Raw genomic sequence first — 13,329 nt, forward strand, 5'->3', positions numbered from 1 at the left:
TATGATTGAAGATGAAGAAATATTGGGGAGTGTAGGACTATAAAAATATTAATTCTATCTTATTCAAAAATAAGAAATAATGACCCAAAAAGCATATGAAAGAGCTAAGATGCCAACTGGTACAAATGCGGTGCTTGATAGCAGAACCCTGACAAATAGTTACCCCACACTTGTTCCGTTTATTCAAACAGGTATGCACGTATTGGATATTGGCTGTGGTACAGGCGCCATATCGGCTGGAATTGCAGAGAAAGTAGGAGAGAATGGTACTGTTACTGGTATCGATAATAGTGCGCATTTAATTGCAAAGGGCAAAGAAGATTTTGCAGATATTCCTAATCTGACACTATTGGAGACAGATCTCTTTACCTTTCAACCAGCAAAGCAATTCGATTTACTGGTATCAGCCAGGGTGCTACAATGGCTAAATAATCCGGCTGTAGCTTTAAAACATTTTTTGAAATGGTTGAAGCCCGGTGGAAGTATTTCGATTCTCGACTATAATCATGAGGAGATGGAATGGGAACCTGATGTTCCTGAAAGTATGCAGCTTTTCTACTCGGCTTTTCTTGAGTGGCGAAAAGATGCAGGTATGGATAATGCCATTGCCGATCATTTGCCGGAAATTTTTCATGAAATAGGATTATCCAATGTTGAAGTATTCCCATCCAACGAAGTGTATGAGCGATCATCGGCTAATTTTACTGATAAAGCAGGGATCTGGTCAAAGGTTGCAGCCTTGCGCGGTCCGCAGGTAGTTGAGGCAGGATTTATAACGGAAGCATTACGGTTGCAGGCTATAGCAGAGTACGATAAATGGTTGATAGAAAAAGGGCAACGGGTTGTGTTACATTTAAAAGAAGTAAGAGGACAATTCAACTGATTACCAACTAATTAAAATTGCTGTCAAGGTTTTTTTGGCAGCAATTTTTTTATTTGAAATTACCAAAGTAACTTTGCAAAATAACTTTGATAAAATGATTTCGAAAGAGGATCAGGAAATAGCACAAGCCTTGCGGCATTTAATTACTTTATTGGGTAGAAGATTACGTAAGCAGGCTAATATTCCTGATGCATTATCTATTGCAGAAGGAAATGTATTAAGTATGCTGATGACCCATGAAACACTTTATCCATCTGAAATCGGGGCACAGCTCAATCTCTCTTCCCAATTCCTGTCACAGATATTAAAAAGGTTGGAAGGACTGGGATATATCACAAGAAATAGTGCATCAGAAGATAAAAGAAAAACGATTGTTTCATTAACGGCCAAAGGGAAAAGGATAGTATTGGAAAGCAGGGAAGCCCGTGAAGCGTGGCTGGCAGAAACGATATCAGAACGCTTTACTCCTGCACAGAAAAAAGTAATGAAAGAAGCGTTGACCTATCTGACAACATTAACAGATTTATAAAATGACTGAAGGCAAACGAAGTGGTACGGTATGGTTTATGGCGCCATTGGTAATAGGCAATATGCTTAATCCTTTGAACTCCACCATGCTTGCTACTGCTATTGTTACCGTATGTGCTGCCTTTGGTAAAGACGTTGGTTCAGGTGCCTTGTTAATTGTGCCGCTATATCTTACATCGGCAATCGGGCAGCCTTTGATGGGGCGACTAGCCGATATATATAGTGCAAGAAAAGTGAATTATGCCGGGTTCATACTCATATTAATTTCTGCACTTATTGGAATTTCTGCTAGAAATTTTAATTGGTTGATCGTCTCCCGCATTTTATTGGGGCTAGGTTCATCCGCCGCTTACCCTTCTGCTATGACGTTGATACGACAACGATATGCACAGGAGAATGAAGAAGTACCGGGAGTCATTTTAGGTGTGATAGCAATAGCTTCACAGGTTTCTTTAGTGTTTGGTCCTTTTCTGGGAGGTATTTTAACAGAGCATTATGGTTGGATCGGAATCTTTTGGGTAAATATCCCGGTAGTATTATTGGCCATGCTACTGCTGGTAGTGGAGAATAAAAGAAATGTGGCTGGTGAAATTTTGCATAATACTACATTAAGTGATTTAGATATAAAAGGAGTAATTGTATTTACTGTATTACTGATTTCATTTTTATTGACCTTACTCTATCCGGTTAAATTATGGTTGGTGATTCCAGCGCTTGTTATACTATTATTTTATTTCATAAGAATAGAGTTAAGACATACCAATCCATTTATAAATGTGCGGTTGCTGGTAATGAATCAACTACTGAGTACAACCTTTCTAAGGCAGGTAGCTCTTACCTTCGTCATGTATCTGACACTCTACGGATTACCCCAATGGCTCGAACAAACTAAACACATCAATCCATCTAAAGTAGGTTTAATGATGTTACCACTATCCCTGGCGGCTATGGTCACCAGCCTACTGGCATCTAAAAATCGAAATTATAAGCAATTACTCATTATCGGAACGGCTAGTATTGCCTTTGCAACCAGTGGTTTATTTCTGATCAATGCACAGGCTTCTCTTTGGATTGCATTAATTACCTCTGTTCTGATTGGGATAGCTATTGGAGTGATGACAATAGCGAACCAGGCTACCTTATATGCAGCAGCACCATTGGATCAGGTGGGTATCTCTTTTGGTCTTTTCAGAACAGTAGGATATTTCGGTGCAATTATCGCTGGATCAAGGTTGAAACATGAGTTTAAAGCCGGCGCAACAGATGTTGGCTTGCACCAATTAGCCATCTATTCTTTAATAGCAGCTATGGTAATTATACTGTTATTAATTCCAATTCTTAAAAACAAACAAACTAAATAATATGTCTACAATTCATCAAGGTACGGCGTTGTTGATAATGGATATACAACAACCAATGATTGAAACCTATAAAGATGCACCTGCTTTATTGGAGAACCTTCAGCAATTAATTGCAGCAGCAAGGAAGTCTGATATTCCGGTAATATATGTGAGATTAGCGTTCAGACCAGGATACCCTGAAATTAATCCGGCTAATGAAACATTTGGGATGATCTCAAAATCAGGTGCGTTTGTTGAAGGAACGCCAACTGCTGATTTTCATCCCTCCATCGCTCCGCAACCAGGTGATATAGTTGTAAGTAAGAAAAGATTCAGCGCATTTGCTGGCAGTGGTTTGGATATTATTCTCAGGAGTAAAGGTATTAAACAACTGGTACTAACCGGACTCAGTACCAGCGGAATTGTTTTAAGTACAGTGAGAGAGGCATTTGATAAAGATTATAACATGGTTGTTATTGCAGATGCATGTGGCGACAGAGACACGGATATACATGAGTTTTTAGTGAACCGCATCTTTCCAAAACAGGCAAAAGTAACAAGTACCAAAGACTGGATTTTATCTTTATAACTTTTACAGATGGCAGGTAGCATTTCGCTGCCTGCTTTTTGCCGTTGCTCACAATTACGCCTACACGTATTGCCAAACCTATATCTTTATTCCCCGGTTGCGTTGCATAACGCTTATTAGTTCCACGACTCATAGTTCAAAAAAAAGTTAAAATGGCAATCAGGTATTTAGTAATCACCTTACTTTTAGTTACATTTTTTTCAGGTACATCTTTAGCTCAAAACAAGTATCGATACCCATCTTATAAAGGGTTAGTGATGGCTGGTTATCAGGGCTGGTTTAATGCGCCGGGCGATAGTGCCGGCAGAGGATGGTATCATTATCAGCGAAGAGGAACTTTTGCTCCGGGTTCCTGTGAAATCGACTTCTGGCCAGATGTAAGAGAATATTCCAAAACCTATCAGACAGCATTTAGCTATGCCGATGGAAAGCCCGCATCTGTGTTTAGCGCAAATGACGAAAGCACTGTAAACCTGCATTTTAAATGGATGAAGGAATACGGATTGGATGGAGTATTTATGCAACGATTTATTGCGGAGATCAGAAATCCAAGTGGTAAACGTCACTTTAATACAGTATTACAACATGCAATGAAAGCGGCAATAAAATATGATCGCGCTATCTGTGTTATGTATGATTTAAGTGGAATGAGACCAGGGGAAGAGCAAACCTTGCTTAAGGATATTGACGAGCTGGATGCCGAATATGGATTGTTAAAGGGAAGTAAAGTGCCAACATATTTGCATCATAATAATAAACCCCTGGTAGTAGTCTGGGGAGTTGGGTTTAATGATCATAGGGCATATGGATTAAAAGAAGCAGAAACAATAGTAAAGGCTTTGAAGGAAAAAGGATTTAGTGTAATGTTAGGAGTTCCAACATATTGGAGGGAATTGAGGCAGGATGCAGTTAGTGATCCCGTTTTGCATGAACTGATTAAACAGTCGGATATACTAATGCCATGGTTTGTTGGCAGATATAACGGGGGTAGTTATAACCAGTTTAAAGGTCTGTTAGCAGCTGATGTAGCCTGGTGTAAAGCAGCCGGAGTAGATTATGCACCATTAGCATTTCCCGGATTTTCCTGGAAGAACATGAATGGTCCACGTGCCAATAGTACAGCAAGGGAGAGGGGTGCATTTTACTGGCAACAGATTGCGGCAGCTAAGAAAGCAGGAGCTGAAATGTTGTATGTAGCAATGTTTGATGAAGTTAATGAAGGTACTGCAATATTTAAATGTGCTACGGTTTCAAATCTGCCATTGAATGGAGAAGTTGGTTTTGTTGGTATTGATGATGATTTGGGCAGCGATTATTATTTATGGTTAACGGGTCAGGCTGCGAAATGGTTTCATGGTAAGAAAGAATTTGATGAGAATATACCGCTGCGGAAATAATGCATTTGGTCGCGTATAGTCACGTTACAGACTATACGCACTTCTTTTTTCATGATCAAAATTTTTTTATAAAAACTTTGGAATTTAAATAACACATCGTACTTTAGTATTGTTAAAACGTTTTAGCATTCACTTAGTAAAAAAAATTAAAAGCTGTTATTTAAGACTATGATATAATATTACTTTTGACGACAGAAAAATTCCACGATTCCACGTTTTAGGCATTTGTTGCGCTCATTACTCAGGTTCAATTGTACAAGTTTTCCTCAGGTTCCACATTATGTTAATGCTTTGCAGTTTCCTACCATGCTGCAATATGCAAGAATCCCGGAAATATTTACAGTAGAACTCTCCATGAATGACTGTTGAACAAATCAGCTATTTGTATTTCATTTTATTTGCTCAGGATATACTGAGGTGGTTATTCCTATACCCCTTTTTATTCCTGTGCTGGCGGCATTATTTACGGATACCCCTATCCGGTAATATAAGTTTGGCGTAGAGCAATATTTTATCAACTAAAATTGATCCATTAAAGAGGAAGTGGCATTCTCATGCCTAATAGCCAAATACTAAAATGAATTTCTCTTAGCATTTCACTGCACTGATAAAAGCATTTATCAGTACTGAAAGGACATTAATGCCTTTCAGGGAGCTTTTTGTCTGTTTTTTTTCACCTATCCGATAGGTGCGGGATATCGCATGTCATTTTATTTGTTAGGAATGCTAATAAAAGTTGTATGTGTTGTATGATTTCTGAATTAAAAATTCTTCATTGAATATGAAACAATTTAAATGTGCGTTGTTTATGCTTTTGTGCCTGCTGGTTTGCATGGCATATGCTAAAGTAAGGCCATCGGCAACGAGCGTATTAAAATATGCTCCGGCGCCACCTGCCGATACAGTGCGGGGCTTAATTGGTTATTATTATCAGGATAAAAATGATAATAATCATTTTACCACACTGAAACAAGGAGGTGTTTATGATACTACCTTTTCTGTTAACTGGGGCAATGGAAATCCTGGTTATGGCCTGAGTGATGATTATTTTTCAATTCGTTGGATTGGAATGCTCAAAGCTCCTGTTACGGGAACATATACGTTTAATTCGAATGCCGATGATGGCCTGAAATTCAGTATTAAGGATTTTGCAAACAGAAGTGCAGATAAGGGAAAAGTAATTATGGACAATAATGGAAATTGTTGTCATGATTTTTCTGGTACGGTTGATCTGGAAGCAGGAAAACTCTATCCTATAGAAATTGAGTATTTTGAAAATACAGGTGGTGCAAATATCATGTATTTTAAATGGCAGGCTCCTGGCTTGCCACAGCAACAGGTATTGGCTAATTATTTATATGCCATGCAACCTCCTGAAGCTGCAAGACCAAAGATCACTCCTGATAAGGGATTGTTTGAAGGGGAAGTTGAAATTAAATTCTCCACTAATACTGAGGGCGGTGTAATACATTACACTTTAGATGGAACCATCCCAACAATAAATTCGCCAGTATATGACCCCAGTGGGAAACTTACTGTATCAACTACCGCTCCATATACTTTTGTAATCAAAGCCAGTACATATAAAGAAGGCATGTTTGTGTCTGAGGTTTCAACATCTACCATAACTGTAATGCCTCCGGCTTTGCCAAAGCCTGTTTTCGTTCCGTCTGCGGGGCTCTATACCGGATCGGTAGATCTGGATATCAGTGTCAATGTTCCTGGTTCCACCCTTTACTATACCACCGATGGTAGTACTCCTACCACTTCATCAACTCTTTATACTGGTAAGTTACATCTCGATACTACTACCAGAATTAAAGTGTTTGCCGTTAAGGAAGGTCGTTCCCCTTCTCAGGTGGTGGCAGGCACTTATACCATATTGCCTGAAGGAGTAAAGGATCCTGTATTCAGCCTTGCTGCTGGTTCCTATAATAGTGCACAGGAAGTTACTATTACTTCTGCTACGCCTGGTGCAACTATTTATTATGCGTTTGATGATAAAGTACTGAACTCCAATTCACCGGTGTATTCTACTCCTGTGAAAATTAATAGCAGTACTACATTGAAAGCTTATGCTACACTGGATGGACTTACAGATTCGAAAGCTACACAAGCTACTTATATAATAGGAAATGATGCTACAGTAAGTACTCCAAAATTTAGTGTTGCTCCTGGTACTTATACAGGGGTTAAACAAGTGGGTTTGTATACCGATACAAAGGATGCTTCTATTCATTATACCCTTGATGGCTCCACTCCCGACGAAAATTCACAGGTATTCTATATGCTGATTTCAGTGAAAGATAGTGTCGTTATTAATGCCATTGCATATAAAGCCGGAATGAAGCCATCTGCCATAGCTACTGGTAAATATATTATCAGTGAGGAAGCCAGAGATACTTCTTTAATCAACACCAATCTGCCAATTCCTAAGCTTTCAATCACTCCAAATCCTGCTTCTAATGTAGTACGCATTAGCTGGACGGGAATGATTACAACAAAGACAGGATTTCGTGTAGTTGTTACTGATAGTAAGGGAACTGTAGTAAATACTTCAGTAGTGCAGGGTGGTTATACATATTATCAGTTTAATACCAGTACACTGGCAGAGGGTATTTACTATGTAAAAGTAGAATCAGGAAATTCTATTGCTAAAGGAAAAATGATTGTTGCCAGATAGGCTCAGAGATTTAATGTCAGAGAGTCATGATTTCTAAAATTTTTGAAATGATGTATGCAGGTTTTTATCAACCAATAGTAAGGGGAATAGTTTGTATTTCTCTGTTACTAATAGCTCGGTCAGGAACAGCGCAGATAATGTATGGGAATACCGATGGGCGTACCAATGCAATCAGTACAGCAGTTCCTTTCTTAAGGATTGCACCTGATGCCCGCAGTGCGGCATTGGGAGATGCTGGCATTGCCTTATCGCCCGATGCAAATACTGTTTTCCATAACCTGTCGGCACTTGCTTTTATAAAGGAAGAGAGAGGAGTTGCTGCCAATTTTACTCCATGGCTAAGATCTATGGCCAGTGATGTGTATTTGGCAAATCTTTCTGCTTTTAAAAGATTGGATGAAACTCAGGTAATTGGTGCAGGCTTCCGCTATTTCAATATGGGTAGTATTCAGTTACAGGATTTTCAGGGCCAGGATCAGGGAACTGTGAAGCCGGGAGAATTCTCACTGGAAGCTGGTTATGCCCGTAAACTCACAGACAATTGGGGAATAGGGGTTGGTTTCAGATATATACATTCCAAGCTTGCAACTGGTGCTAAGCCCGGAGGCTCTGGAAGCTACAGGCCGGGAAATGCCTTTGCCGGCGATATAAGCATTGCTTATACCTCTACCCAGGAATATGATGCAGATCAGCAGGGAACCTGGAGGTTCGGTGCTGTAATTTCCAATATAGGAACTAAAATATCTTATAGTAAAGAGTCGCACGATAAATACTTTCTGCCTGCCAATTTGGGCATCGGCGCTGGTTACACTTATCAGTTCGATGAAAAGAATTCCCTGGGGCTTACTATCGATATAAACAAACTATTGGCTCCAACTCCGGATACTGTAGATAATAATAAAGACGGGATTCCAGACTACAGGCAAAAAGGTTTATTGAGCGGTGTATTTGGTTCTTTTGGTGATGCTCCCGGTGGGTTTAAAGAAGAGTTACATGAACTAATGTACTCTACTGGTGCGGAATATAAGTATGGAGATCTGCTCGCAATTCGTGCAGGGTATTACAACGAACATAAAACGAAAGGCAACAGAAAATACCTGACAGCCGGATTTGGGCTTAAGTATAAGATAGCCGGATTAGACTTTTCATATATGATTCCGGCAGGTGGAGATCCGCTTCATCCGCTAGCCAATACATTAAGAGTTTCTGTTAATGTAACCTGGTAAAGCAGGCTGTATAATTATTTCTCATACACAAAATATTTCTATATGCATTTCATCGTGCAACGTTGCATGTTAGGCTTTCTGATAGGGTGTGCGGTTGGCACTGCTTCGGCTTCTCCTAAAAGCGCGTTAATGAAAGTTGATGTGTCAATATCCGGAACCTTTCAGGGGATGCAAGATTCAACAGTGAAGCCATTGACCGGTAGGGCAAAGCAAGACAGTATCCGTAAGGCAAATATACCTGTGGATACCAATCAATATAAACTGACTGTATTCAGAAAACAAAGCATAGATCTGCAAAAAGCAGCTATTTATCCCTTTTCCTCTTTACAACAAATGGTAAAAGGCGAGGTATCCGGTCTTTATATCCAGGAACCCAGTGGTGAACCGGGAACCGAAATGGGTATGCTGATCAGAGGAACCGCCATCCCTATGTTGTCACACAAAGATGTAAATGATGCACAACCACTGGTGGTGCTCGATGGTATTCCACTAATTATGGACCATCCATTTGCCTATGATATCAAGCAATATGATTTCAATCGTATTGGTCCTAATACTAATTTACTCGCAGCAATTGATCCTAATAACATTGCTTCTATTGAAGTGCTGAAGGATTATGCTGATGCTGCTATCTATGGCCCGAGAGCTGTTAATGGGGGTGTTATTTCCATTAAAACAAAAGCCCCGGTTATCGGAGGTAGAAAAATTGCTTTTAACAGCTGGATGGGCGTTGCTCAAAAGCCGCATATTTTTACTACCAATGCCCAATACGAAAATAATTTCAGACAGCCGTATTATGATCGGTATGCTGCCCTGGAGGGAATCCTTACTTATCCAATGTACCTGAGAGATTCCGCAAATGCTGCATATTATGGTCCTGCTAACTGGTCTGATCTGTATTATAAGAATAAAATTACCCGTGGTGTCAATGCAAGTTTGTCGAGTGGTACTGAACTGGCCAACTTTCGATTTGCTGCAGGAAATGAACAGACGCAAAATCCGGGCGACAATACCAGGTTAGACAGGTATAATGCTATGTTTGAAATTAACATGGTGCCTGTTCCCTGGCTTACGATGTCGACCATGATTAATGCTACCAGGCTCGAACGCCGGCGTAACCGTTCTTTGAGGGATAGATTTGATGAAGTACAATATTTGCCTGATCTTACTTCCCCACTGGCTCCAAATAAGGCAGCATACGCCGCATACCTGAATGAGTTCAACCAGAGCTTCGATAATAATCGTGTGAATGTGCTGAATGGCTTTTTTAGATTAAAAGCCCAATTCTCCAAAGACTGGAATTTCACCTCCAGCTTATATGCCGATTATAATGAAGGTACAAGAGATCTCTTCTACCCTGGAACTATCATGGAAACAGTAAACTACGTTTCAAACTACTTTGGTTATAACCAAAGAGTAGGAATTAGTAATTCACTTAATTTTCATCACCTCTTCAATAACAGGCACGAATTATCTCTTGAAGCCGGTCAGATATTTGAATCAGACTACAATCGCTATAACTACAGTTATGCCTATAATGGTCCTAATGATCAGATAAAGCTAAACCTTGTTTATTCTGATCCGAATCAGGGTAACTATTTAAATCCGGTAGCTTACAAGTTTGCTGTTACCTCTATGTTCCTGGATAAACAACGTCACCGTTTACTATCGTTTTATGGACGTGCAGCTTACAAATTCGATAAGTATCTCGATTTCTCCGTATTACTGAGAACCGATGGATCATCCAGCGCCCAACCGGATAATTGGTGGTATACTTCACCAACTTTCTCACTGGGTTATAATCTTAAAAATGCGTTGCAGCCAGATATCAACTGGTTAAGTGATCTAAGACTTCATGCAAGTTGGGGAAGAATTGCCAGGTTATTTACGGACGATAAATTTGGTGAAGGTCCTCAATATACTTCCGACCTTTTCTACAGCAACAATACGTATTTGTATAGCTATAATGCCTTACCGGCAATTTCCAGACCTTATAGTACCGGCTACATTGGTACAGGCATAAAATGGCCTTATTCTGATCAACTGGATCTCGGGTTGGATGCTGCTTTGTTAAATCATCGCGTTAATCTGGCTTTCGACTTCTATAATAAGATCGATAACAATATGCTCTTAAATATTCCCGGTGGTTATGAATATGGTTATACTTCATTCTACAAAAATGGATTGAAGGTGAGGAACAGAGGTATTGATGTAAGCATACAGGTAAATGCACTTTCATCTGCCAGTGCTCTGCAATGGATACCTTATGCCAATTTAAATTACAATCAGAATACCCTGTTGGCATTGCCGGGTGGAGTACAGGAAATGGTAGTAGGAAGTGGTGTTAATGCACGTAAGCTTATGGTTGGTAAAGCTATTGACCAATTCTGGCTTTTAGAAAATCATGGTATTTATAACAGAGAAAAAGATATACCGGTTGATCCTAAAACACAGCGACGACTGAACTATAAAAGCATGCCTATTTCAGCAGGTGATCCTATCTGGAAGGATACAAATGGCGACTATAGTATAACCGATGATGATAAAGTAATGAAAGGTCATTACCTCCCTACTATCAGTGGCGGATTTGGTAGTAATCTGACCTATCACAATTTTACTTTTAGTTTCTCTTTCTACTTCGCACTGGGAAGACAAATCCTCAATCAGGATATGGCAAACAGACTCGATTTTGTTAACCATGAAGGACAGATCTCAATGGAGGCCATTAAGGAAATAACCTTCTGGCAAAAAGTTGGGGATTACAATCGTTATCCGCTTTATGATCCATGGAGCAAGGTAGTGCCTTACAGAGTAGACCAGGATCTGTTTTTGGAAAATGGCTCTTATCTCAAGCTGAGAAATGTTTCCCTGCAATATGACCTGACAAAGCTGCGTGGCTGGAGCAAACGTTCTCCAATACACGGACTTACCGTTTATGGTACGGCAAGCAATCTGTTCACCATTACTCCTTATAGCGGTCGTGATCCTGAATTGGTTTACTTCAATGGAGTAGATAACGGATATGGTTTACCAAATGCCAAGACATACACACTTGGAGTAAAAATGGATTTTTAAAGTACTGCAAAAATAAATTCGGATGAAGAATATAACTCCTTCAATCAGCAGTAGCAGAGTAACGAAATGGTGCACACTGATGCTCTTATGTTGCCTGCCCCTTGCAGGATGTAAGAAACTGTTAGATATAGAATCTAACCATACTGTTGCAGAATCAAATATGTGGAATTCGCATGAAGATACCAGGTCTGCCCTGATCGGAGTGTATGGATTAATGCGTGCTGCACTGGCAAATAACAATGCCTACTGGATGTATGGTGAATTGAGAAATGGTGATTTTGCCTCAGTAAACAGACAAGATCTGGAAGCTATTGTTAAGAATAACCTGCATGCACCAATGGATCTTCTGAAAGATCTTTCTAACTGGCGTAGATTCTATGCAGTTATTAATGCTGCAAATTTATTCCTGGAGCATGTAGGAGATGTAAAAGCAAGAGATCCTAAGTATAGTGAACAGAACATGAATGTGGATATGGCACAGGTTCGATTTTTACGTGCTTTCTCTTATTTCTGGCTGGTTAGGCTTTGGGGAGATGTACCATTGATTACGGCTTCTCATGATGGCGAATTTGCCAACAAACCCAGAGAAACCCAGCAAAAAGTACTTGCTTTTATAGAACAGGAATTGCAGGCTGCTGCAGATAGACTTCCCTATAAATATAGCAATGATGATCCGCTGCAACAGGGGCTCTATTACAATGCAGGTGGCGATAAATGGAATTATGTGTTGATTAAAAAACTGGGTGTTTATGCAGTAATGGCACACGTTGCCGCATGGCAGGCTAAATATTCAATGGTAGAAGCGTATACAAGATTCGTATTGGATAATGCCGGTAAAGTGCCTCATAACGTTCTGAAAACAGAAGACCTTACTAGCTCAGATGGCATCTTTACCGGGCATTCAAACAGGAATGATAAACCCATTCCAATCTGGAATCTGAACGCCGAATATACTAACGGTGAGGCTTCCTATTCCGGCCATATTGAAGCCTTAACATTAGCTGCTCCACTGGTTTCTAAAAACCTTCCTGAAATCTATGTACCTAAAGATACAGTGTTAGGATTATTTGATCAGCTGACAGATGAGCGTTTCGCGCTGGATAGTATTACAGGTGCTCCAACTACCGACAGATACTTTACAAACTTCAACAGTCATATTCCTGTCTTTTCTAAAATTAAAGTATTACAGGATGGAGGGGCTGTGGATCCTGACTTCCGCATATATGGAAGTGCTATCATTTTTACAAGGGTTGAAGAGCTGATTTTGTTGAGAGCTGAAGCACTGGCAGTGCTGGGTAATCAGTCCGGCTCCATTGAACAATTAAATCAGATCCGTGACTTGAGAAAATTGAGTCGATATAACGCAACTCTTGAAGGTAATCTGATCGACGCCATTTTCAAAGAACGTCGTAAAGAGCTTATGGGAGAGGGGTGGAGATGGTTTGATCTGATCAGGTATCATAAACTGAAGTATGATGACGCGGCTTTCCTCAAACTTATCAGGGAGGGCGGAATATACTGGCCAATAGCTGATGATGTACTGTCTCAGAATAAATTAATCTCACAACAGCCTTACTGGCTAAACAGATAACCAATCATAAATGAACA

9 protein-coding genes are annotated in these 13,329 nt (G+C 39.9%); all 9 read left to right on the forward strand.

Annotated features, from left to right (window positions below; genetic code table 11):
• Window positions 1-79 precede the first annotated feature (79 nt).
• A complete protein-coding gene (locus DVR12_RS14230) occupies window positions 80-883 on the forward strand; it encodes a class I SAM-dependent methyltransferase (RefSeq protein WP_116976398.1) in 804 nt (267 codons plus the stop codon).
• A gap of 94 nt (window positions 884-977) precedes the next feature.
• Window positions 978-1,412 carry a MarR family winged helix-turn-helix transcriptional regulator gene (locus DVR12_RS14235; RefSeq protein WP_147323461.1) on the forward strand — a complete coding sequence of 145 codons (435 nt, stop codon included), beginning with the start codon at window positions 978-980 and terminating at the stop codon, window positions 1,410-1,412.
• Window position 1,413: 1 nt separating this feature from the next.
• Entirely contained in the window at window positions 1,414-2,772 is a 1,359-nt protein-coding gene (locus DVR12_RS14240) for an MFS transporter (protein ID WP_116976402.1), read from the forward strand.
• A 1-nt stretch (window position 2,773) separates the two neighbouring features.
• Complete coding sequence (locus DVR12_RS14245; RefSeq protein WP_116976404.1) at window positions 2,774-3,340, forward strand: cysteine hydrolase family protein; 567 nt, start codon at window positions 2,774-2,776, stop codon at window positions 3,338-3,340.
• Window positions 3,341-3,492: 152 nt separating this feature from the next.
• Window positions 3,493-4,737 (forward strand): glycoside hydrolase family 71/99-like protein, encoded by a 1,245-nt coding sequence (locus tag DVR12_RS14250; protein ID WP_116976406.1) that lies wholly within the window; start codon window positions 3,493-3,495, stop codon window positions 4,735-4,737.
• Between the two features lie 781 nt (window positions 4,738-5,518).
• Complete coding sequence (locus tag DVR12_RS14255) at window positions 5,519-7,420, forward strand: chitobiase/beta-hexosaminidase C-terminal domain-containing protein (RefSeq protein WP_116976408.1); 1,902 nt, start codon at window positions 5,519-5,521, stop codon at window positions 7,418-7,420.
• 26 nt (window positions 7,421-7,446) lie between these two features.
• Window positions 7,447-8,646, forward strand: a complete 1,200-nt coding sequence (gene porV, locus DVR12_RS14260; RefSeq protein ID WP_233522391.1) for a type IX secretion system outer membrane channel protein PorV — start codon at window positions 7,447-7,449, stop codon at window positions 8,644-8,646.
• A gap of 42 nt (window positions 8,647-8,688) precedes the next feature.
• On the forward strand, window positions 8,689-11,721 hold the full coding sequence (locus DVR12_RS14265) for a SusC/RagA family TonB-linked outer membrane protein (protein WP_116976411.1): 3,033 nt from the start codon (window positions 8,689-8,691) through the stop codon (window positions 11,719-11,721).
• Between the two features lie 22 nt (window positions 11,722-11,743).
• Window positions 11,744-13,312: a RagB/SusD family nutrient uptake outer membrane protein gene (locus tag DVR12_RS14270; RefSeq protein WP_199417111.1), complete on the forward strand. Its 1,569-nt coding sequence runs from the start codon at window positions 11,744-11,746 to the stop codon at window positions 13,310-13,312.
• Window positions 13,313-13,329 lie beyond the last annotated feature (17 nt).

This window comes from Chitinophaga silvatica, assembly GCF_003419895.1.
Classification (GTDB): Bacteria; Bacteroidota; Bacteroidia; order Chitinophagales; family Chitinophagaceae; genus Chitinophaga; species Chitinophaga silvatica.